At 51.4% G+C, this 21,321-nt stretch carries 21 protein-coding genes; 6 read left to right on the forward strand and 15 right to left on the reverse strand.

Going from position 1 to position 21,321, the window contains the following annotated elements:
- Positions 1 to 11: 11 nt before the first annotated feature.
- On the reverse strand, positions 12 to 815 hold the full coding sequence (gene rsmA, locus GKS04_00655) for a ribosomal RNA small subunit methyltransferase A (protein ID QMU55707.1): 804 nt from the start codon (positions 813 to 815) through the stop codon (positions 12 to 14).
- Between the two features lies 1 nt (position 816).
- Entirely contained in the window at positions 817 to 1,098 is a 282-nt protein-coding gene (locus GKS04_00660; GenBank protein ID QMU55708.1) for a hypothetical protein, read from the reverse strand.
- Positions 1,099 to 1,250: 152 nt separating this feature from the next.
- Between GKS04_00660 and gmd the strand changes: the two genes are divergently transcribed.
- Positions 1,251 to 2,264, forward strand: a complete 1,014-nt coding sequence (gene gmd, locus GKS04_00665; GenBank protein QMU55709.1) for a GDP-mannose 4,6-dehydratase — start codon at positions 1,251 to 1,253, stop codon at positions 2,262 to 2,264.
- Positions 2,265 to 2,290: 26 nt separating this feature from the next.
- On the opposite strand, the gene GKS04_00670 is transcribed toward gmd, so the two are convergent.
- From GKS04_00670 to gap, 7 genes are all read right to left on the reverse strand, one after another.
- Complete coding sequence (locus GKS04_00670; protein QMU55710.1) at positions 2,291 to 2,923, reverse strand: MBL fold metallo-hydrolase; 633 nt, start codon at positions 2,921 to 2,923, stop codon at positions 2,291 to 2,293.
- A gap of 65 nt (positions 2,924 to 2,988) precedes the next feature.
- Positions 2,989 to 4,497, reverse strand: coding sequence for a hypothetical protein (locus GKS04_00675; GenBank protein QMU55711.1), 1,509 nt, complete (start codon positions 4,495 to 4,497; stop codon positions 2,989 to 2,991).
- Positions 4,498 to 4,500: 3 nt separating this feature from the next.
- Positions 4,501 to 5,067, reverse strand: a complete 567-nt coding sequence (msrA, locus tag GKS04_00680; GenBank protein QMU55712.1) for a peptide-methionine (S)-S-oxide reductase MsrA — start codon at positions 5,065 to 5,067, stop codon at positions 4,501 to 4,503.
- Positions 5,068 to 5,165: 98 nt separating this feature from the next.
- Positions 5,166 to 5,798, reverse strand: a complete 633-nt coding sequence (locus tag GKS04_00685) for a peroxiredoxin (protein ID QMU55713.1) — start codon at positions 5,796 to 5,798, stop codon at positions 5,166 to 5,168.
- Positions 5,799 to 5,829: 31 nt separating this feature from the next.
- Complete coding sequence (locus tag GKS04_00690) at positions 5,830 to 6,888, reverse strand: class I fructose-bisphosphate aldolase (GenBank protein QMU56661.1); 1,059 nt, start codon at positions 6,886 to 6,888, stop codon at positions 5,830 to 5,832.
- Positions 6,889 to 6,931: 43 nt separating this feature from the next.
- Positions 6,932 to 8,116 carry a phosphoglycerate kinase gene (gene pgk / locus GKS04_00695; GenBank protein ID QMU56662.1) on the reverse strand — a complete coding sequence of 395 codons (1,185 nt, stop codon included), beginning with the start codon at positions 8,114 to 8,116 and terminating at the stop codon, positions 6,932 to 6,934.
- An 8-nt stretch (positions 8,117 to 8,124) separates the two neighbouring features.
- Complete coding sequence (gap, locus tag GKS04_00700) at positions 8,125 to 9,135, reverse strand: type I glyceraldehyde-3-phosphate dehydrogenase (GenBank protein ID QMU55714.1); 1,011 nt, start codon at positions 9,133 to 9,135, stop codon at positions 8,125 to 8,127.
- Positions 9,136 to 9,250: 115 nt separating this feature from the next.
- On the opposite strand from gap, the gene GKS04_00705 reads away from it, so the two are divergent.
- The gene (locus tag GKS04_00705) at positions 9,251 to 10,285 is read left to right on the forward strand and encodes an N-acetyl-gamma-glutamyl-phosphate reductase (protein QMU55715.1); all 1,035 of its coding nucleotides are present in this window, start codon (positions 9,251 to 9,253) and stop codon (positions 10,283 to 10,285) included.
- Between the two features lie 4 nt (positions 10,286 to 10,289).
- On the opposite strand, the gene GKS04_00710 is transcribed toward GKS04_00705, so the two are convergent.
- The 3 genes from GKS04_00710 to GKS04_00720 are packed head-to-tail and all read right to left on the reverse strand — an operon-like array spanning position 10,290 to position 12,654.
- Entirely contained in the window at positions 10,290 to 11,429 is a 1,140-nt protein-coding gene (locus tag GKS04_00710) for an aminotransferase class V-fold PLP-dependent enzyme (protein QMU55716.1), read from the reverse strand.
- Positions 11,430 to 12,242, reverse strand: coding sequence for a coenzyme F420-0:L-glutamate ligase (cofE, locus tag GKS04_00715; protein QMU55717.1), 813 nt, complete (start codon positions 12,240 to 12,242; stop codon positions 11,430 to 11,432).
- 4 nt (positions 12,243 to 12,246) lie between these two features.
- Positions 12,247 to 12,654, reverse strand: a complete 408-nt coding sequence (locus tag GKS04_00720; GenBank protein ID QMU55718.1) for a hypothetical protein — start codon at positions 12,652 to 12,654, stop codon at positions 12,247 to 12,249.
- 68 nt (positions 12,655 to 12,722) lie between these two features.
- Between GKS04_00720 and GKS04_00725 the strand changes: the two genes are divergently transcribed.
- Positions 12,723 to 13,862: an aminotransferase class V-fold PLP-dependent enzyme gene (locus GKS04_00725; protein QMU55719.1), complete on the forward strand. Its 1,140-nt coding sequence runs from the start codon at positions 12,723 to 12,725 to the stop codon at positions 13,860 to 13,862.
- A gap of 4 nt (positions 13,863 to 13,866) precedes the next feature.
- Here GKS04_00725 and GKS04_00730 read toward each other — a convergent pair whose 3' ends face one another.
- Entirely contained in the window at positions 13,867 to 16,965 is a 3,099-nt protein-coding gene (locus GKS04_00730) for a hypothetical protein (GenBank protein ID QMU55720.1), read from the reverse strand.
- 1 nt (position 16,966) lies between these two features.
- The gene (locus tag GKS04_00735; protein QMU55721.1) at positions 16,967 to 18,103 is read right to left on the reverse strand and encodes an efflux RND transporter periplasmic adaptor subunit; all 1,137 of its coding nucleotides are present in this window, start codon (positions 18,101 to 18,103) and stop codon (positions 16,967 to 16,969) included.
- A gap of 161 nt (positions 18,104 to 18,264) precedes the next feature.
- Between GKS04_00735 and GKS04_00740 the strand changes: the two genes are divergently transcribed.
- On the forward strand, positions 18,265 to 18,540 hold the full coding sequence (locus GKS04_00740; protein ID QMU55722.1) for an HU family DNA-binding protein: 276 nt from the start codon (positions 18,265 to 18,267) through the stop codon (positions 18,538 to 18,540).
- Positions 18,541 to 18,600: 60 nt separating this feature from the next.
- Here GKS04_00740 and GKS04_00745 read toward each other — a convergent pair whose 3' ends face one another.
- Complete coding sequence (locus GKS04_00745; protein QMU55723.1) at positions 18,601 to 19,356, reverse strand: DUF3891 family protein; 756 nt, start codon at positions 19,354 to 19,356, stop codon at positions 18,601 to 18,603.
- Here GKS04_00745 and GKS04_00750 point away from each other — a divergent pair.
- Both GKS04_00750 and GKS04_00755 read left to right on the forward strand, forming a co-directional pair.
- Complete coding sequence (locus GKS04_00750; protein ID QMU55724.1) at positions 19,303 to 20,112, forward strand: threonylcarbamoyl-AMP synthase; 810 nt, start codon at positions 19,303 to 19,305, stop codon at positions 20,110 to 20,112. The two genes, GKS04_00745 and GKS04_00750, sit on opposite strands and share 54 nt — an antisense overlap.
- A complete protein-coding gene (locus GKS04_00755) occupies positions 20,100 to 21,308 on the forward strand; it encodes a DUF1015 family protein (GenBank protein QMU55725.1) in 1,209 nt (402 codons plus the stop codon). Before GKS04_00750 ends, GKS04_00755 begins: the two co-directional genes overlap by 13 nt.
- Positions 21,309 to 21,321 lie beyond the last annotated feature (13 nt).

Genomic DNA, 21,321 nt, shown 5'->3' on the forward strand with positions numbered 1-21,321 from the left:
TTTAGTCGTTTTTATCCAAGTAACTCAAACAATCTATCCGAAATTGCGCGGAATTCTTCAAGACTGAGCGTTTCAGCCCTGCGCGAACCGTCAACTCCCGTATCTTCAAGCGCGCGCGCGACATCGCGGGACGGAAACGCTGAAAACAGCGAATTTTTTACCATTTTTCTGCGCTCCGAGAAAGCGGCACGGACGGTTTTACGGTAAAACTTCTCGCTTTTGAGAGGCAACCGGGTTCCTTTGAAAGGAACAAGGCGCACAACCGAAGAAGTAACAGCGGGGCGGGGATTGAAAAGCACCGGGGAAACGTCAAAAAGTTTTTCCGCCTCAAACACCATCTGAATAACCGAGGACAGCGCGCCGTAGGATTTTCCGCCCGGAGGGGCAACAAGGCGCATGGCGACTTCCTTCTGGAGCATAATCACCGCGAGTGAAAAAAGGTCGCGGTTTTCCGTGAGTATTCGTAAAACTCCGGAAGATATTCCATAGGGCAGATTGCTTACCATTTTCAGAGAGCGCCCACGGGAAAAATGTTCAAACCCGATTTTCATCGCGTCTCCGTGGGTGAGCTCAAAGTTTGGGTCGGAAACAATGTCTGCGGGGAATGCTTCAACAAGCCGCCGGTCTTTTTCAATGGCACGGACTTTTGCGCCGGCCGCAAGAATGAAACGGGTCAAATCTCCACGCCCCGGACCGATTTCAACAACCTCGTCCGAGCTGTCAAGACGCGCGGCGGCGCAGATTTTTTCAAGAGTTCCCTTATCACGAAGGAAATTCTGTCCGAGTTTTTTGTTCGGCTTGAAGTCCGGCTGCATGTTACTGACGACGGAAGATAAAAATCTTTTCGCCCCTCTTTATAAGACCCAGTTTTTCCCTTATGAGTTGTTCGGCATGCTTTTCGTCCGCCTCGCCTGTCCGCACGGAGTTTGAAAACGCGTTCAGGCGATCGCGGCGTGCGGCGAGACGCTCTATTCTTTTCTCCACTTCGGTTCTTTCGTGCTTCAAATCAAGAAACTGTTTGAATTCAAGGGCGAAAAAAAGTGCGGAAACCACAATGGCTGAAAGAGCAAAAACTATAAAAATGCGGCGGTTTTTCATGGCGTAAACCGATTTTTTCTTATGATACTTGTTCGGAGTTTGAAAACCAAAGATACGGGGGCGCGTCGCTCTGATTGTCAAACAAAACCGCCTGTTGTATTATGGACTCGTATTCAGCGTCCGCACGGAAAATCTCGTAAGGTGTTGCCAAAATGAAAAAAACCGCACTTGTAACAGGAATAGCCGGACAGGACGGAGCCTATCTGGCGAAACTTCTGTTGGAAAAAGGCTACCGCGTTATCGGCGGAGACCGTAGAAACTCACGCGGCTCTTTGTGGAGACTGGAAGAAATCGGCATTCTGGACGATGTTGAAATCGTCTACCTTGAGATGGCGGAGCTTACAAACATCTATAGAACAATTGAGAAGTTTGAACTGTCTGAAATATACAACCTCGCCGCGCAATCTTTTGTCTCCGCGTCATTTGAACTGCCGCTTTTAACCAGCGAAGTAAGCGGTACGTCGGTTTTACGCATGCTGGAAGCCGTAAGACAAATCAACCCCGAAATAAAGTTTTATCAGGCGTCGACTTCCGAAATGTTCGGCAAAGTGGAACATTCTCCGCAGACGGAAAAAACCCGCTTTTATCCACGCAGTCCTTACGGAGTGGCAAAACTTTTCGGACACTGGATGACGGTAAACTACCGCGAGTCATACGGAATGTTTGCGGTATCAGGAATACTTTTCAACCACGAATCTCCCATGAGAAGCAAAGAGTTTGTAAGCCGCAAAATCACCTCGGGCATGGCGGAAATGAAGAACGGCGGGAAGACTCTTGAGCTGGGAAATCTCAACACAAAAAGAGACTGGGGTTTTGCCGGAGACTACGTTGAAGGAATGTGGCTTATGCTTCAGCAGCAAACGCCGGACGACTATGTGCTTGCCACCGGCAAAAACTATTCGGTGAGAGATTTTGTGAACATCGCCGCGCCATATTTCGGGTTTGATATTGAATGGGAAGGCGAAAACACCGAAGAAAAAGCGATTGACAAAAAAACCGGTCGGGAAATCGTCAGAATAAATCCGGAATTTTTCCGTCCCGCCGAAGTCTTTGAACTTCTGGGTGATTCGAGCAAAGCAAAATTGGAACTGGGATGGGAACCGAAAGTTTCTTTTGAAAAACTGGTGGAAATTATGTGCGTCAGTGAACTACGGAGAAATTCCTAGGAAATTACGGCGAACCACCGGAGACACTAATAAAAACTCAAAAACGGGTTTGATTCCCTTTCAATGCCGATTGTCGTTTCGGGACCGTGTCCGGAAAGCACTCTGTATGAATCCGGATAGACGAGCAATTTTTCATTTATTGAGCCCACAAGCTCCTCCATTGTCGTTCCGCCGGTCAGGTCAACCCTTCCTACACTTCCCGCGAAAAGCGTGTCGCCCGAAATAATCACATCCTCCACAACAAAGCAGATGCTTCCCCATGTGTGCCCCGGCACAAGAAGCACATCGGCTTGAAGTCCGCCTATGGCGATTTTCCGCCCCTCCTCAACATACTCCTCAACTTCGGGTGTCTCAACATCGCCGAATGCGGGATATCTCCGGCACGCCTCGGGAAGAATGTCCAGAACGGGCTGCTCTTTTTCGTGAATGCTGAAAGGAACGCCGAGAATGTTCTTCGCGGTCTGCACTCCGGCAACATGGTCTATGTGCGTATGCGTGTTGATTATGCGTTTTATTTTAAGGCCGGTCCTCTCAATTTCCGCCATTATTTCAACTATCTGCTCGCCGGGGTCTATTAAAATACCCTCGCCCGAATCCTCATCGCCAAGTATGTAACAGTTTGTGAGAAACATACCCCCTGGTACGCATTTGATTATCATATGACCGCTCCGTTTGGGGTCTAGACTACACTTGCGGCAGGGGCGCGTCAAAACTACGGGGGTCGTCAGGGCGAAATCTCAAAAAGAGCCCACTTGCCGTTGCGGACCACACTGTGGAACGGCCCCAGAGAGCTAAAACGGCTTATCCTCTCCCCTCTTGTGAGCAGGTACCTGTAACAGCATTTGTAATCCGCCGGGTTGTTTGAGCGGAGAACCGCAAGCATTTTCCGTGTTCGCTCCGAGTCGTTGTAGTGGATTGGGAACGCCGGCAAATTGTCTATGAAATACGGGAACACGCCGCCGCCAATAAGGAAGTGGTAGTATTCGGGAACATGATTGTGGAACTGATAGAAATAGACGGGGTCAAGGTGGGCGCTTTTCCCGTCCTCAACAACGGGTAACACGGCGGAGTTTTTTTCCATGCGCGAAATAACCGGGTGGGCTTCGGCTATTTCGTTTGACAGCTTGTAGTGTAACGCCCCCTGCCACAAAGCCGTCGAGACAATCAACACGGCGAAAACCCTCCCCGCGAAACGGCACATCGGCAGGCTTGAAAGAACAACCGCGCCGAGAAAATAAACAACTGCGACCAAGCGGATGTTGAAATACGTGTAAGGAGCGCCGGGGCTAAACGGAAGCGCAAGAAATCCCGCCGAAACAATTAGAAAAAGCGTGAGGTCGCGCCGAGAAAAACGTGTTTTTGAACCCGCACGCGCTAAGGCGTAAGCAAGAAAAACCCCCACGGCACCCCACAAGACAACAGAAATCCAGTCGGGTCCGTCCGTGATTTTCATCCCGGTGAACATGAGAAGGAAAAATTTTATGGTTGCGGAAAAAGACCACCAGTGCGGCTCAAACTCAAAGCCGCTGCGCGAACTTGAAAACAGATACCAGAGCGCGAAAAACAGCGCGAAGCCGCCCGTGAGAAAAACAGCGCGCAAAAACTCCCACCCGCGCTTGAACAGGCAGACCGCTCCCGCAAGAACAATGTAAATTGCGCAAGCAAACGGATGACAGAAGAAAATAACCGCCTGAAAAAACAGATGGCGCGAAAGGTTGCGCGGAGTAAGCCGCTTTTCCGTCACGGAATCAAAATGCCGCAAAGCGAGCATAAGAACCGGAACGGAAATGAAATATCCCATCAGCCCGATTATGTACAACTGGTTGAAGGAGAGCGGAAAAAGCGCGAGCAGAACCCACGGAACATTCTCCCGTGCGCGGGATTGTGACAGCACAAACGCCGTGACCAGACACACGTAGAGCGAGAGAAACAACCGTCCCGCCGCCTCTATACCGACATACGGCTCAAAAGCGCGGAGAAACCAGAAAGTGAAAGAGTATGGGCCGTAGCTGTTACGGAGTTCAAAAAAATCAGCCCAGTTGTAAGCCGGATTTTCAAAGGTTGAAGCGGCAAAACCAACCAGCATCCTCATCGGGTAGTCCTGAAGCGCCGGAAACTCCGGCAACCAAACAAGCGCAAGATAAAATGCCAGAAGAGCAAAAACAAAAACGCGGAAATCTTTCAGGCCTTCGCGGGTGGGCGCGAACGCGTATTTGAAAGCCGAATCAGGCAACTTCTAATTGCCCCATGTTTTTTTCAAATAGTCTTCCCTGCCCGACCCTTTCTTATATCTCCCGTAATGAACAGGGTTTTTCTTGTAGTAATCCTGATGATATTCTTCGGCGCGCCAGAAAAGGGTCGCGGGAACAATTTGAGTTACCACGGGCCGCGAAAACTTGCCCGAATCGGCAAGTTCCTGTTTTGATTTTTCCGCAAGGCGTTTCTGCTCATTGTCGTGATAAAAAATCGCCGTTCTGTATTGCTTTCCCTTGTCGGCAAACTGCCCGGTCGGGTCAGTGGGGTCTATGTTAATCCAGAAAATCTGAAGCAACTCCTCATATGAAATCTTTTCCGGGTCGTAGAAAACTTCAACCGCTTCGGCGTGTTCCGTGAGCCCGTATGAAACCTGTTCGTACGTGGGATTTTCCTCCTCGCCTCCCTGATAGCCGGCATGGACGTAAACCACTCCGTCGGCACGTTCAAAAGGCGGCTCCATGCACCAGAAACACCCGCCCGCAAAAGACGCACGGGAATAATTTTCAGAAAGTGAGACTAATTCACTCCGGGTTTTTTCCTCTCCCATTTTTTGTTTCTCTTCGCGGTCCGCGCCACAGGAAATAAAAAGCAGAAAAACCGGGGCAACGAGAAACACACTGAGAAAGGAGTTTCTCAAAATCCCCCCTAGTCGGGCTGCTGGGTGTAGCGCAGATACGGCTTTTTCGCGTCCCAGCCGTTTGGAAACAGTTTTTCCGCCTCTTCGTCCGAAACTGCCGGAATTATGATGACATCGTCCCCCTGTTTCCAGTTTGCCGGAGTCGCCACCTTGTTTTTGTCGGTCATCTGCATGCTGTCAAGAACGCGCAAAATCTCATCAAAGTTTCTTCCGGTGCTTGCCGGGTAAGTCAAAGTCAAACGGATTTTCTTGTTCGGGTCTATGATGAAAACGCTACGCACGGTCATCGTGTCATTGGCGGACGGATGGATCATTCCGTAAAGGTCGGCAACCTGCCTGTCCGCATCCGCAAGCATCGGGAAATTAACCGCCGCCCCTTGAGTTTCTTCAATGTCTGACTGCCAGTTTTTATGATCTTCAACACTGTCCACGGAAAGTCCGATAACCTTGACCCCCCTACGCTCAAACTCCTGTTTGATGCGGGCGACCTGACCAAGCTCGGTCGTGCAGACCGGAGTGAAGTCTTTGGGGTGTGAAAATAAAACCCCCCAACTGTCTCCAAGCCATTCGTGAAAATTGATTGTTCCTTCGGTTGATTCCTGAGTAAAATCAGGCGCTATATCTCCAAGCTGTAGTGACATGCCACACCCCCCTCTATTCAATCTGAAAATGTTAAGCGACTGTTACACTTTTTTCAAGGTAAACGTCCTGAACCGCGTGAAGCAGGGCAACGCCCTCTTTCATCGGTTTTTGAAACGCTTTTCTGCCGGTTATAAGCCCCATTCCGCCCGCTCTTTTGTTTATAACGGCGGTTCTGACCGCCTGTTGCAAATCGCCCCCGCCCGATGACGCGCCACCCGAATTTATGAGCCCTATCCTGCCCATGTAGCAGTTCATAACCTGATAGCGGGTAAGGTCTATGGGGTTTTCCGAAGTGAGCCGCGAATACACTTTGGAACTTGTTTTGCCAAATTTCAAAGCCGTGAAGCCGCCGTTGTTTTCGGGTTGCTTCTGCTTAACAATGTCGGCCTGTATGGTGGCGGCGAGGTGGTTTGCCTGCCCCGTAAGGTCGGCGGCAAGATGGTAGTCGGTTTTGTCTTTTTTGAACGCGGAGTTTCTCAAATACGCCCACAAAACCGTAACAAGCCCAAGTTCGTGAGCGCGCGCAAACGCGCCGGAAATCTCTTCAATCTGCCGTGCGCTCTCGTCTGAGCCGTAATAAATTGTCGCGCCAACCGCGACCGCTCCCATATCAAAAGCCTGCTCAACGCTTCCGAAAAGCGTTTGGTCGTATTTTTCGGGATAGGTAAGAAGTTCGTTGTGGTTGATTTTGACTATAAAGGGGATCTTATGCGCGTATGTTCTTGCCACAGTGCCCAGAACGCCGAGAGTTGAAGCGACCGCGTTACAACCGCCCTCAATAGCGAGGCGTACGATGTTTTCAGGGTCAAAATAGTCCGGCGCGGGCGCGAAAGACGCTCCGGCGGAGTGCTCAACCCCTTGGTCAACGGGCAGGATTGACACATAGCCCGTGCCGCCGAGCCGTCCGGAACCGAGAATCTGCGATAAGTTCCTCATAACGGCGGGCGAGCGGTCCGTACGCGAGAAAATCCTGTCAATGTAATCGGGACCGGGCAGATGCAGACCGGATTGCGGAACCTTGCATTCGTGATTGAGAAGCGCGTCCGCTTCGGAGCCGAGAAGTTCTGTTATGCGGTCTATTTGCGACATAGGGATAGGGTCGGAAACTGAACAGAGGTTACCACAATCACCCTTACTTTTCATCCAGAATGGAGATACCCGGCAGGCTGTCGCCGCCGAGGAAGGTTAGAGACGCTCCGCCGCCGGTGGATACGTGGCTGAGTTCGCTGCCGAGAACCTCGGCTTTGCGTATTGCGGCTATGCTTTCGCCGCCGCCCGCAACGGTTGTCGCTCCGCGCCATGTTGCCAGCGCCATTGCACGCGCCACCTGAGTTGTGCCGTTTGAAAATCCGTCAAACTCAAAAACTCCCATGGGTCCGTTCCAGAATATGGTTTTTTTACCCTTTATATGCGAAATGAACTGGACAATTGCCTTGGGGCCAATGTCAAAACCTTTGAGGTGGTCCGGAATATCGCCCTCAATAAGAACGGGGTTTTTTGAAATCTCTGTGTCCTCGACGGCGACATGGTCGCACGGAAGAGCTATCTTGTTGCCAAAATCCTTTATGGCGCTCCGCGCCCAGTCAACCATTTCATCCTCAACAATTGACTGCCCGATGCTGATTCCCTGAGCCTTGAGAAATGTGTAGGCGACTCCGCCGCCGATAATAATCTGGTCGGCTTTCTCAAGCAGGTTTTCAAGAGCTCTTATCTTGTCTTTGATTTTCGCCCCGCCCACAATAACCAGATAGGGTCTTTCGGGATTCTCAATCAATGTGTTGAAAAAATCCACTTCTTTGTCCACGACAAAACCGGCGAGCTTTTTCTCGAAATATTCGGCAACGCCGTAGGTTGAAGCGTGTCTGCGGTGAGAAGTGCCGAATGCGTCATTGACATAGATGTCGGCAAGCCCGGAAAGTTTGCGACAAAACTCCTGATCACACTGTTTCTCTTCGGGGTGAAACCTCAGGTTTTCAAGAAAAAGAACCTCGCCCTCTTCCAGAGACGCAACCTGCTTTTCCACTTCGCCATTGACAACCTTGCCCGGAAACTTTACGGGCTTGCCAAGCAACTCACCAAGCAATTCCGCCACCGGAACAAGCGAGAGGGATTGCGAAAATCTGCCCGCCGGACGCCCCAGATGAGACGCGAGAATAACTTTCGCACCGCGTTCAATTAGGTAGTCAATGGTCGGCAGAGAGCGCCGGATTCTGTAATCTTCGCTGATTTTTCCGCCTTTGATGGGAACATTGAAATCAACTCTGACGAAAAATCTCTTTCCCCGTATTTCTGAATCGGACAGGTCGGAAACGACCATTTTTGACTTCAATTTCCGCGCTCCGCAATAAGTGCGACAAGGTCGTTTACTCTTGAAGAATAGCCATACTCATTGTCATACCACGCAATAACCTTGACCAGATTTCCGTCCGTAACGGATGTGAGGTATGGGTCAAAAGCCGCAGACTCAGTGCTCCCGACCAAATCCGTTGAAACAAGTTCGCTCTCAAGATAGCCGACAAATCCCGCGAGTTCGTTCTCAGATGCTTTTTTGAACGCGCCGTTCACTTCCTCTGCGGTGGTCGGGTTTTTTACTTCGCATGAAAAATCCACAAGTGAAACGTTGGGAGTTGGAACCCTTATCGCCATCGCGGACAGTTTGCCTTTTAGTTCGGGAAAAACCACCTGAATCACTTCCGCCGCTCCCGTTGAGGTGGGAATGATTGACTGCGCGGCGGCACGCGCGCGGCGCAAATCGGAGTGCGGGGCATCATGTATGCGCTGGTCGCTTGTGTATGAATGGACGGTCGTCATCTCCCCTTTTTTGACGGTGAAATTTTTGTGAAGAACTTTCACGAGCATGCTGAAGCAATTTGTCGTGCATGAGGCGTTTGAGATAATGTGGTGTTTTTCGGGGTCGTAACTGTCGCCGTTGACTCCGAGCACGGTTGTGAGGTCAACCTCGCCCTTTGCCGGAGCAGTTATAACAACTTTGCCAACGGTTTCGCCGAGGTGGGCGGCGGCTTCGGAGCGGCTTCGGAATATACCCGTTGATTCAACCACGATGTTCGCTTCGCACTCGCTCCAATCTATGTCGGACGGGTTTCTTTCCGAAAAAATCCTTATGAATTTTCCGTCCACTTCCATTCCGCCGTCCCGCGCCGTCACTTCGCCGGGATACGTGCCGAAAACCGAATCGTATTTGAAAAGATGAGCCAGCGTTTCCGGCGGGGCAATGTCGTTGACGGCGACAAAATCAAGATTTTTGTTGTGCAGACCCGCTTTCAGAACGCTACGACCTATTCTGCCGAATCCGTTTATTCCCACCTTGGTTTTCATTGAAAGTATTCCGACCCGTGAAGAGTTCCAATATTATCACCCGCCACGCAAACTCTCAAATAATGGGAGCGCTTAGGATTTTCACTTCGGGCTTCCTCATGTAGTATCTGCTTTTATGAAAACAGTAAAAACAGCGGTTTTTGGAGCGAGCGGATACACGGGCGGCGAACTGTTGCGCCTGCTCGCCGGACACGCAAGCGCGAAAACCGTGTGGGCGACGGCGGATAAAAACGCGGGCAAGCGCGTCTCGGAGATATTTCCGTCTCTTGCGGGCGCGGCTGACCTCAAACTGCGCCCTTCGGACCCGAAACTTCTGCCAGACGGAATTGATGTGATTTTCACCGCGCTTCCGCACGGAAATTCATCGCGGATAATGAAGCGGCTTTTGAAAACCGGCGCCAAGGTTGTTGACCTCGGCGCGGATTTCAGGATTTCGCCCACGAACTACAAAAAATGGTACGGCTCGCACCCATGCCCCGAACTCATAAAAACCGCGTGCTACGGAATGGCGGAGCTCAACGGAGAAAAAATCGCGCGCGCGTGCCTTGTGGCAAATCCGGGCTGCTACCCGACAGGCGCGACTCTGGCTCTTGCGCCGTTTGTGAAAATGATGGCTGAAGACCGCGTAACCATAGACTCAAAATCCGGAGTGAGCGGAGCGGGCAGAACTTCTCAGCCTGAACTTATGTTTGGAGAGGTGAACGAATCCGTAACACCCTACAAAGTGAACTTCCACAGGCATATGCCCGAAATTGAGGAAACCCTTGCGTCCTTGCGTGGAAAGAAAACGGTTGTGGACTTCACTCCGCATCTTATCCCTATGGACAGGGGAATTCTTACAACCGCGTATATCCGGCTCAAAAACAAAACCACCGCGAACGCGCTTGCGGCGGCGGCGGAAAAGTTTTACAAAAACAGCCGTTTTGTGCGAATCTGTCTGGCGGGCAAATACCCTTCAACCGCCGCTGTGCGGGCGTCAAACTACTGCGACATAGGAGTCGCGGTATCGCGCGATGGCAAAACCGCGACCGTAATCTCCGCCATAGATAACCTCACCAAAGGCGCGGCGGGACAGGCAATTCAGAATATGAACCTGATGTTCGGTTTAGACGAAAACGAAGGGCTCAAAGGCGTACCGGTTTTTCCGTAAGAATTCAGCGTCTTTCCATTCTCGCAAGACACTTTTCAAGCGCATTTTTGAGTTTTTCAATATCGGCGTTTTTCGTAAATCTGCCCATGCTGACGCGCAGGCACGAAGCGGCTTTTTCCTCTCCGAGCCCCATCGCGAGCAAAACCTTGGACGGATCAACGTTGCCCTCGGAGCACGCCGAGCCATTTGAAACCGAAATGCCCTCAATATCAAGAGCGATAACAAGCGCCTCGCCGTCAATTCCGTCAATTCCAAAATTTGAAGTGTTGGCGACCCGCTCCACCGACTTTCCGTTTATCCAACTCCCTTCAATCCGGGAGAGAACAAAACTCTCAAAATCATCTCTCATCTCCGCGACTCTTTTCATATCCGCCGTGCTTTCACCGTGCGCTATCTCGCAAGCCTTGCCAAAACCCGCGATTGCCGCCACATTTTCCGTGCCGCTGCGCCTGCCCCTTTCCTGCCCGCCGCCGTGAATGAGCGGCTCCGGCACGACGCCCTTCCTCACAAAAACCACGCCCGCACCCTTGGGACCGTAAAGTTTGTGGGAAGACACCGAGGCTAAATCAACAGACAGGGTCGCCAAATCAACCGGTATTTTCCCGGCCGCCTGAGTGATATCGGCATGAAAAAAAGCGCCGCATTCTTTCGCGATTTCCGCAGCGCTTTCAATCGGCATAACCACACCGGTTTCGTTGTTCACATACATACATGAAACAAGCGCGGTCTGTTCGCTGACACAATTTTTTAGCACGTCCATATCGGCAACGCCATCCGAATCAACCGGAACAACAGTCACTCCAAACCCGCGCGCGCGCAGAAACTCAAACGCTTCGCGGCAGGACGAATGCTCAACCGCGGTGGTTACTATATGCCGCCGTTCTTCGCGCGCCAAAGCCGCGCCTTTTACGGCAAAATTATTGCTCTCGCTACCGCCGCTTGTGAACACGAAATCTGACGGTGCGCCGCCGAGAAAATCCGCCACTCTTTCCCGTGCGGCGTCAAGAGCGGCTCTCGCCTCGCGCCCGTGCGAGTGAACGCTTGACGGATTGCCAAAAGATTGCGCGAAAAAAAATTCCATCTCCTTCCGCACGCGCGGTTCAAGCGGAGTGGTCGCATTGTAATCAAGATATACAGAACCCATTTATCTGAACAGGTCTTCGGACGGCTTCCTCAAAAGCTCGCCCGCGCCGATGCCTTCCGGATTGAATTCAAGTCCTCTCACAACAACGACAGGAAGTCCCGAATCCTTTTCCATCAGGATGCCCGCCGCCGCCGCAATTTGGTCTGCGACAGCCATTTCCGTCGCCACGAGGGTCGCGCCGCGCATATCGCTTTTGCCCCTGTAATCCTCAAGCGCTTTGATTCCCGAACATCCTATTGCTATGTCAACAAGACCTTCCCTCCACGGCCGTCCGGCGGTATCGGAGATGATTACCGCGGAGCGAACCCCGGTGGCTTCGCGCAGTTTTGATGAGATGGAGTCCGCCGAAGCGTCCGAATCAACCGGCAGAAGAGTGGCTATGTCATCACCGCCGGTGTTTGAAAGGTCCACGCCCGAATTTGCCATAATCATTCCCGAAGCGGTTTCAGTTATAAGCCTGCCCTTGCCCGGCTCCCTGCCCCCGTCGCGCACAACACCTTTACGCACAACCCTTCGCGCCTCACTAAGTATGACTTCCACAAGGCGCGGGTCTTTGTCAACCTCACGCGCGAGTTCTTCGGCGGCGGCAGACGGCGTGACTTCGCGCAGATTGACCGCGCGCGCCTCGGATTTTGAAACTATTTTCTGGGCAATGACGAAAACATCGCCGTTTTGGACTCTCTCGCCCGACTGTTCAAGAGATTGTGTTATTAAACCCACGACACAATCGCCGGATTTGACCTCAGGTATGCCCTCAAGGGCGAACAAAGCAACTTTTTCAGAAGACAATTGCGGGAACCGGCGGCGCGCCAAAAGCTCAGTAGTAGTATCTGTACGTCTTGACTACTGTCTCTCTGTCGCCTTTTTTCTTACCCCATATCACAACCTTGCGTGAGCCACCTTCGTCTTGGGGCTTGGAACTGATAGCCCGGACGGTGAACGCGTTGCCGGTTTTTTTGTTTGTCCAGTTTGCTTCGCCTCCTCTTTCCAGACTGATTATCTTTTTTCTGAGATACGAAGTGTCGTCCGAATCCATAAGGAGTTTCACAACGTCAGCGCGCACATCTTTTGTGGTTGACAGCCCCGAAGAAGACAGTGGAACCAGACCTTCAAGTCCGGGGGGGCTTTCCTTTCCTAGAAAAGGAATTTTAGCGGAACAGGAAGCAACAAAAACAACGGCAATCAACAGAGCCGCCATTCTGAAGAAAGCAAAAAACCCGTTCATCTGAAAACCTCCTGAGAAAAATCTTTTGTAATAGTAGCATTTTAACGGAAAAATACAAAAGGTTACCGATGGAAAACGGCTATATATACCTTGACAACAATGCGTCTTCCCGCGCTTTGCCTGAAGTCGTGGAAAAAACGGTTGAGGTTTTGAAGCTTGCCGGAAACCCTTCAAGCCCCCATTCCTGCGGAAGAAACATCAGAAAAACCATCGAAGACGCCCGCCGCAGTTTCGCGGCGTTTGTGGGCGCGGAGACCGAATCCGTTGTGTTCACAAGCTCCGGCACCGAAGCAAACAACATGGCCCTAATCGCGCGGGCGAAAAAACCCGCGGGCGGAAAAACAAGAATTGTAACAACGCCGGTTGAGCATTCATCGGTGAAGAAAATGTGCGCAAGTCTCGAAATTGGAGGCGCGGAAATTGCGCGGACGCGGGTGGACAGCGGCGGGCTTGTTGATATACGGGAACTTGAAAAACTGATAAAAGACGGCGCAGAGATGGTTTCGGTTCAGTGGGTCAACAACGAAACCGGGGTTATTCAGGACATTGAAAGCATCTCCGCGCTGTGCGAAGAAAACGGTGTTCTTTTCCATACGGATGCGGCGCAGGCGGCGGGCAAAATGGCGGTTGACGTGAGTGCTCTCGGCGTTGATTTTGCCACTTTTACCGGACACAAATTCAACGCTCCGCTGGGTTGCGGCGCGATTTTCGCCAAAGACATGCTCAAACTCAACCAGATGCTGTTTGGAGGGTTTCAGGAGAGTGGTTTCAGACCCGGAACGGAGAACATGGCGGGAATAGCCGGAATTGGCGCGGCGGCGGAAATAAGAAGTCGCTCTCTTGCCGCAGACATAAAAAGGCTCGCGGAAATGAGGGATTTTTTTGAAAACGAAATCCTGTCCGCTATTGCGGACACCACAGTCAACGGAGACACGGAAAGGCGGGTTTGCAACACCTCAAACATAATGTTCGGCGGAGTGGACGGCGCGCAATTGACCGCCGTTCTTGACTCAACAGGCGTCAAATGCTCTCAAAGTTCCGCGTGCACCACTTCAGACCCTTCCCCGTCTTATGTGCTTACGGAGATGGGGTTTTCTCAGGAGCGGGCAAATTCAAGCATCCGGTTCAGTTTCGGCGTGGACAACTCAATGGATGAAACGCGGCGTGCGGTGGAAATAGTGATTCAAGCCTGCGGCAAATGCGCGTGAGTTTTTACCGCCCCGCGAAACGGCGCGCGGCGCGAAGCGCGGAGCTTGCCGAAACGCGTGTAACGATGAAGCTTTTCGCGTCATCAAGAAGAATGTAAAGCACCGGCACAATGAACAGCAGAATGACCGTGCCAAAAAGCAGTCCGAAGCCGAGCGCAATTGCCATCGGGGCCAGAAAAGAGGTTTCCCCCCGCGTCTGATACATGAGTGAAGAGAGACCGCCGAAGGTGGTCAGCGAGGTTATAATGATGGGCCTGAAACGGTATTTCGCCGCCACGGCGACCGCGAAAATCCTTTTCATATTGCGGCGGCGGCGGTTTATAAAATCCATTAGAACAAGACTGTCATTGACAACGACGCCCATAAGCGCAATCGTTCCTATTATCGCCGGAAGCGTGAACGGCTCTGCTCTGAGCAACACTCCGAATAAAACACCGATGAGCGCAAAAGGCATAACGCTCATGATTATGAACGGCTGGGAATACGAGTTTAGAATGGAGGCGAGGACGATGTATATGAGCATAAAAGCGATGATGGAAGCGCGGACAATGTCTTGCAGAGCGGCGGCGAAATCCTCTTCCTCCCCGCCGAATTCAAACGAGTATCCCGGATAGTCACCCAACAAGCCTGAAAGAAATTTTCCGGCTTCGGAGTTGGCTCTGTTTGAAGTTGTAATCGCCTGATCCACTTCGGCGGTAACGGTTGCGGTTCGTCTGTAGTTCACCCTTCTTATGTCAAGAAGAGCGGGTTGAACCTCAATGTCCGCAACGCTACCGAGGGTTATTCTCCCTCCCTGCGCGGTTTTTATCTGATGGGTGTTCAGCAGAGACACAACATCCGCCGGCGGACTTCTGTATTTAAGACGGATACTCGCCTCCTCCTTTCCCACGCGTGTGAGGGCGGCGTCAACACCGTCTCCAAGCGCCCTGACCTCTCTCGCTATTTTCGTCGTGTTGAGTCCCAGTTCGGAAGCTTTCTTCTCATCCACGTTGAGGTTGACCTCGCTCTTGCCCCAAATAAGGTCGCTACTGATACCGTAAACGCCCGGAACGTCCGCGAGAAACCTCTCCAGCCGCATGGAGATTTCTTCCAGAACCCGTGAATCCCCGCCCATTATCCGCACGTTAACGGGCTTGCCCACCGGCGGACCGACTTCCGCCACAAAGTCCGCAACCTCCGGCGCGGCAACCGAGTGCGCCACCCGGCCTCTGACCTTGTTCATAATCTCCTTGCCATTTTCGGAGCGTTTCTCAAAATCCTCGTATTCAACAAAAATAGTCGCCACGTGGTCGCCCGTAGTTGTTACGTCATCTCCTCCGCCCGAATCCACCCCCACAACGGACAAAATGTTTTTGAGAACATGCGGCGGCGTTTCACTTCTTGTGATTTCTTCAATGTGCTTCACCGAACTTTCGGTGTAGTCAAGGTTTGACTGCGCGGGCATCCTGACACGCACAATGTATTCCATCGTGTCGCGCAGATAGAAAATGACAACCGGCATCCTCGCCGCCACCGCGAGAGATACAAACAGCACAGCGAACATCACGGTCATTGCCGCATAGCGTTTTCTGAGAACGAAAACCAGCGCTTTCATATAGGTGGCGCGAAGCGCTATAACCCATTTCCGCGATTGGTTTTTCGTAACCGGCTTGAGAAACTCCGCGCAGTGCGAAGGCATTATCACAAACGCCTCTATCAGTGAAACCAGAAGAGCCAGAATCGCCACTTGCGGAATTATGGAGAGAAACTTGCCTATGAGCCCACCGGCTATAAGAAGCGGCAGAAACGCCGCGAGGTTGGTCAGCACGGTTGCCATAACCGGAACCGCGACTTCGCGGGTTCCAATGAGCGCGGCTTTGCTCGCTTTCATGCCGGAGGTTACGTATCTCTGCACGTTTTCGACCACCACGACCGCATCGTCAACCACTATTCCGATGACAAGAACCATGCCGAACATCGAGATTAGGTTGAGCGTTATGCCGAACATTTTCATAAGCACCAAAGCACCGAAAAATGAAATCGGTATGCCGGCGGCGGTGATGGCGGCGGCACGCGGATTGAGAAAAAGCGCGAGCACCACAAGCACAAGGACGAGCCCTATGGAACCGCTCTTGAGCATCGTGGAAAACCGTTTCTGCGCGACCACCGACTTGTCGTTTGTGATGAAAACCTCAATACCTTCGGGAAACTCGCCACGGGCGGCGTCTATTTCTTTGTGAATCCGTTTGACGGTCTCAACGGCATGGGCGTTTTTCTGCTTGTTGATAAGAAAAGAGACCGCCGGTCTGCCGTTGATGCGCGAGCGCGTAACCTCTTTTTCCGTCCCAATCCTCACCGTGGCTATACTGCTCACGGGCACTTGCCCGTTTCCGGTCGGGAGTGGAATGGATAGAATTTCGTTCTCCGAGCGCAATTTCCCCTTTGTCCTTATCAGATACTCAAACTCACCCTGACGCATTTTGCCGGCGGGCAGGTCTATGTTTCTTCCCTCTATCGCCTCTTTTACCTCTCCTATTGAAAGGTTGTGCTGGCGCAGTTTCAGAGGATCTATTTCAACCCAGAACACGGGGTCGCTCATGCCCGAAGTGGTTAGAGAGCCGACTCCCTTGACGAGACGGATTTTGTCCCTGAGTTTCAGCGCTTCCGCACGCAGAATAAGAGGGTCAACCGTGCCACCTATTGAGACGTTGATAAGCGGGAAGTTCGGTTCAAACTCTTTAACAATCGGCTCCTCAATGCCTTCGGGAAGCCGCGAGCGCACTTGGGAAACGCGGGATTCAACATCCTGCGCGATCTTCACAGGGTCTTCGCCGGGACGCAGTTCAATCACGATTACCGACGAACCCTCCGAAGAAACCGAGCGCACCTTGTCTATCGCGGACAGATCGCTTATCTCCTCCTCAATGGGAATGGTTACAAGACGTTCAACATCCTCGGCGGTCGCGCCTTGGTAGGAAGTGCGAACTGTAACGATTTCAAGCCCCACCGAGGGAAAGGTTTCAAGCGGAAGAGAGAGGTAGATGAGAAATCCCGAAATAATCACTCCGACCATTAACAGGTTGGAGAAGACCGGATTCCTAATTGAAAATCCTATCAAGTTCATGCTAACGGTCTTTCAGGATTTGAACGGCGCGACCTTCTTCAAGGCGCGAGCCGCCCTCTATTATTATCTGCGAGCCGCCGGAAAACAGCGAAACCGGAATGGCAACTGTGCCCGAATCCACCCGAACCGGCTCGGACTTGAGAAAAACTTCCAGAGCTTTGCCTCCCCGCGCGACGAAAATTAACGGCACCCTGTCTTTATAAAGCACGGCAGTTATAGGTATGCGGACAACATCGGCAAGCAAGCCCGCCTCTATCTTCAAATTCACGAACTCCCCAGACCATAACTCTGTCCATACGTCCTTATCGTCCACGGAAATCTCAAGTGAGTAGGTGGTTGAATATGCGTCGGTTTCCTTGCTGACACCCGCAACCGTTCCGGCGGCGGAGCGCGTTTCGCCCGGGGTTTTGTATTCAATAACAACCTTCGCGCCGCGTCTTGTTCTTTTCGCAATTGAAGAATCAACGCCCGCGATCACGCTGTTTTTGCGGTTGCCCGCAACTCTGGCAACCGTTTCGCCCTGCATAACCTCCTGTCCGGTGTCCGGCGGAATTTCGGTAATCGTTCCGGAAATCGGCGAGCGGATTTTGAGCCTGTCGTAATACCATTTCGCCTTTTTGTATGAAGCCTCAAACGCTTCCAACTGCGCCTGCGCTCTGTTCACCGCGCTGAGCGCTGAGTCAAGTTCATCCCGCGAAACTACGCCTTTGTCAAAAAGTTTTTTGTATTGAGAGTGTTTTCTGCGCGCCTCGTCAAAATCCGCGCGCGCCAGAGCGTGCCGCCCCGTCGCTTCCCTGAGTTCGTAAAGCCGCCCGCTGTCTTCAAGAACCATAATCACTTCGCCCTCTTTCACGCTGTCTCCGCGCGACTTTCCGATGTCAACAACAAAGCCCGCAACTCCCGAAAGAACCTTGACGCTCTGTTCCCCCTCAATCCTGCCTATAACCGTGTCATACAGTTTGATCCGTTCGGCGCGGATGGGGACAACTCTTACCGGCACAGGGATTTCGGCAATTCCTTCCACCTGCCGCGAAGAGGTGAATCTGAAATAAAGCAACAACACAAGAGCGAGAAAAATCCCAACTATCCAGAAAAATCTTTTCCACTGAAGGCTGAAATCTCTGCTCTTTCCACTCATAAGAAACCTTTGGCGCGGGTGGAGACTCACCGGAAAAACCTTCGAACACCGCAAAACCGCTCCGGAGATTTTATTAGTCTACACCTATAAAGCAGGGTTGAAATAAAGATTTGTTTTTAATACAATCGCCGAAAATCACCGTAGTTAACAGGAGGTTTACTATGACAAAGTCTGATATAGCGTCTCACATCGCAATGAAGTGTGACATTTCCAAGAAGGCGGCCGGTGAGGTCCTTGATGAGATCGCATCCGTTGTTTACAAAGGAACGAAGAAATCCAAGGAGTTCACTCTGCCCGGACTTGGAAAATTTGTTGTGAGCAAACGCGCCGCACGCATGGGGCGCAACCCCGCGACGGGCGCAACAATTAAAATCCCCGCCAAGAACGTTGTGAAGTTTAAGGTGGCGAAAGCCTGTAAAGATGCTGTCGTCGGCTAACAGTCGTTTCAGCATCAAACAAGACTAAAAAAACCGGAGCCTTCAAATGCTCCGGTTTTTTTAGGCGTTTTCAGGAGACAGGCAAAAAACCATCTTCTCTCCGGTGCGCCCCTCTGCCTGTTTGAGCAGTTGCGCGTTTGAGTCAAACTTATCCCCACGCACCCGGGTAAAACCGATTTCAAAACTCAAATCCTCACCCCGCGAAAAGGGCCACGGGCTTGCCGAATAAATGTTTTCATCCGTCATTGTAAGGCGGACCGTTTCCTCTCCGCCGTTTTCAAGCGGCACGCCACTCATCTCAAAACTTTCCCATCCGTGGCACAAAACAAGCGAAAGCGCGTCTCCGGTTTGAAGCAGTCTCAAATCCCTCTCCACACGGGCGGGAATGTCTTCCACGCTCTCCACGCAGAGTGAACGGGCAACAAACTCATCTATCTCTCTCCTCAGGGCGAGAGACCACTTGTTCTCTCCGCGCGACAGCACTCTGTCATTGAATTTTTTGAAGTGAAGCGCGATAAGAGCGCACGCTTCGGGGCGCGCTGTGCTGTGAGCGTTGAAAGACCGCCTCCATATATCGCACTGTTTTTGTGGCGGAACTTCAGTAAAGGATTCGGGCACGCCGTCCGGATTGAGAACGGGCGAGGAATCCGCTTCCTTCCATCCGCAGTCATGCTCGGAAATGGCGAAAAGCAAATCATCGGACGGAGAGGTAAAGAAAAAACCGCCACCCCATAAACTCATTATTTCGGCGGAAAGCCGCGCGTGGTCGTCCTGCGCAAACAAAAGCCAGCCACCGCCGGTTTTTCTGCGAATCATAATCCGCAAAGGATAACACAACACCTGTTTCCCAAGGCAGTCAGAAACAGGCTTCTGCAAACGGCGTGCCTAAATAAATCAAGTCAGCACAAAACGGGCATAATAAAAACTGTTGTGGAGCGTGTTGAGACCAAAATTGTGAAGGCGTCCGACCCCGATGCGGCGCGAAAAGCCGCCGAAGTCGTTCTTTCGGGCGGAATAATCGTCTATCCGACTGAAACCCTTTACGGGATTGGCGGGCTCGCTCTCAGGTGCGGCGCGGCGCAAAGGGTGTCGGAAATCAAGCAAAGACAAGAGGGCAAGCCCTTTTCCGTTCTTGTGGGCGACATGGAAATGCTTCACCGCCATTTTTTCATTTCGGAAAAACAGGCGGACGCCTACGGGAAAATGCTGCCCCTGCCCCTGACCCTCGTGCTTCGCGGGAAAACTTCTGGCGCGTTCCCTCCCGAAGTTTCAAAAGACGGGCAAACCGCCGTGAGAATATCGGGCGGAGAATTCGTGCAGCGGCTTTTTGAAGTTCTCAAAGAGCCGTTGATATCGTCCAGCGCGAACATAAGCGGCTCTGAAAACTTACTCTCCGGCTCCGAAGCGGCGCGGATTTTCAGCGGCAAAGTTGAACTAATAGTCGATTCCGGTAATCTACCGTCGTCTCAAGGTTCCGCGATAGTAAGTCTCGCAGGAAAAACACCGGAAATTCTGCGCGATGGCGACCTTGAACCCGAACAACTGAAAGATTTTCTGCAATGGCTGTCGTAAAAGGTTTCCACGCGATTCTCTACAATTCTGAAAAAACGGGCGACTTGTCCAATATTGTCGCTCCACCTTACGATGTTATTGACTCTGCGGGACAGGAATCTCTTTATGAAAAACATCCGCTCAATTTTGTGAGGTTGATTCTTTCAAAAGAGCCCGGCGAAAAACGCTATATCTCGGCTGCCGAAACCTTGAAAAAATGGCTTGACGAAAAAATTCTTCAAAGAGAGGAAAAGCCAGCGATTTTTCAGTATTTTCAAGACTTCGAATTTGAAGGAAACCGCTTTACGAGAAAAGGTTTCATAGCGGCGGTAAAAATAGAGGGTTTTAAAAACGGGGTTGTTCTCCCGCACGAAAAAACCTTTAAAAAACACAAAGACGACCGCCTTAAACTAACCGAGGCGTGCGAAGCGAACCTGAGTCAGGTTTTTTCAATTTATTCCGATCCCGAAGGTCTAGTTGAAAAAACAATTGAAAATTCGGCGCGGGAGCCGTTCGCGGAAATAGATTTTGAGGGAATAAAAAATACCGTTTGGAAAGTAAACGATGAAGAAACGCTCGCCCGGGTTTCAGATTTAATGAGCGACAAAAAACTTCTCATCGCGGATGGTCACCACCGCTATGAAACGGCGATTAACTACAGAAATAAACGCGGGGGGAACGGTCTCCATGAATATGTGATGATGTTTCTGTGCCGCGCCGAAGGAAACAGCCTCGTTGTGGGACCAACTCACCGAGCGGTGAAAAACTTTAATGGAATATCGGGCGCGGAACTCGCCGTGAATTTGAAAAAAGAGTTCGAATGCGCGGAAATATCAGCGATGAGCGAAGAGAAACTGCGCCGTGACCAAATTATTTTTGTCTATGATAAATGCGAAAAATCCCTTGTTTTTTCCCCGGAAAACAAAGAGAAAACCTATAAAACAATGGGAGTGATAACCTTACAAAACACTATCATTGAAAAAATTATTGAAGGAAAAATGAGTGCTCCCGCGCCGGAAATTATTTTTATAAAATCACGCGCGGAAATCCTTAAACTCATCAAAACCGGAGAATGTGAAGCGGGCTTTATAATGCCGGACCCGCTGATAAAAGACGTGATGGACGCGGCGGAACAAGGAGTCAGAATGCCGCAAAAAACCACCTATTTTTATCCGAAAATCCTTTCCGGAATTGCGATAAACCCCCTGTGGAACTAATAAAACACCGGTC

The organism is Candidatus Mycalebacterium zealandia, from assembly GCA_014075295.1.
GTDB classification, from domain to species: domain Bacteria; phylum Desulfobacterota_D; class UBA1144; order Nemesobacterales; family Mycalebacteriaceae; genus Mycalebacterium; species Mycalebacterium zealandia.

Excerpts from the sequence above, each read along its gene's own strand:
- rsmA (QMU55707.1), bottom strand. The coding sequence starts at position 815 with ATGCAGCCGGACTTCAAGCCGAACAAAAAACTCGGACAGAATTTCCTT.
- GKS04_00745 (QMU55723.1), bottom strand. The coding sequence starts at position 19,356 with ATGATTCGCAGAAAAACCGGCGGTGGCTGGCTTTTGTTTGCGCAGGAC.
- pgk (QMU56662.1), bottom strand. The coding sequence starts at position 8,116 with ATGGTCGTTTCCGACCTGTCCGATTCAGAAATACGGGGAAAGAGATTT.
- GKS04_00730 (QMU55720.1), bottom strand. The coding sequence starts at position 16,965 with ATGAACTTGATAGGATTTTCAATTAGGAATCCGGTCTTCTCCAACCTG.
- GKS04_00670 (QMU55710.1), bottom strand. The coding sequence starts at position 2,923 with ATGATAATCAAATGCGTACCAGGGGGTATGTTTCTCACAAACTGTTAC.
- GKS04_00720 (QMU55718.1), bottom strand. The coding sequence starts at position 12,654 with ATGAACGGGTTTTTTGCTTTCTTCAGAATGGCGGCTCTGTTGATTGCC.
- msrA (QMU55712.1), bottom strand. The coding sequence starts at position 5,067 with ATGGGAGAGGAAAAAACCCGGAGTGAATTAGTCTCACTTTCTGAAAAT.
- GKS04_00705 (QMU55715.1), top strand. The coding sequence starts at position 9,251 with ATGAAAACAGTAAAAACAGCGGTTTTTGGAGCGAGCGGATACACGGGC.
- GKS04_00660 (QMU55708.1), bottom strand. The coding sequence starts at position 1,098 with ATGAAAAACCGCCGCATTTTTATAGTTTTTGCTCTTTCAGCCATTGTG.
- GKS04_00735 (QMU55721.1), bottom strand. The coding sequence starts at position 18,103 with ATGAGTGGAAAGAGCAGAGATTTCAGCCTTCAGTGGAAAAGATTTTTC.
- GKS04_00755 (QMU55725.1), top strand. The coding sequence starts at position 20,100 with ATGGCTGTCGTAAAAGGTTTCCACGCGATTCTCTACAATTCTGAAAAA.
- GKS04_00710 (QMU55716.1), bottom strand. The coding sequence starts at position 11,429 with ATGGGTTCTGTATATCTTGATTACAATGCGACCACTCCGCTTGAACCG.
- GKS04_00740 (QMU55722.1), top strand. The coding sequence starts at position 18,265 with ATGACAAAGTCTGATATAGCGTCTCACATCGCAATGAAGTGTGACATT.
- GKS04_00685 (QMU55713.1), bottom strand. The coding sequence starts at position 5,798 with ATGTCACTACAGCTTGGAGATATAGCGCCTGATTTTACTCAGGAATCA.
- GKS04_00690 (QMU56661.1), bottom strand. The coding sequence starts at position 6,888 with ATGTCGCAAATAGACCGCATAACAGAACTTCTCGGCTCCGAAGCGGAC.
- gap (QMU55714.1), bottom strand. The coding sequence starts at position 9,135 with ATGAAAACCAAGGTGGGAATAAACGGATTCGGCAGAATAGGTCGTAGC.
- GKS04_00725 (QMU55719.1), top strand. The coding sequence starts at position 12,723 with ATGGAAAACGGCTATATATACCTTGACAACAATGCGTCTTCCCGCGCT.
- gmd (QMU55709.1), top strand. The coding sequence starts at position 1,251 with ATGAAAAAAACCGCACTTGTAACAGGAATAGCCGGACAGGACGGAGCC.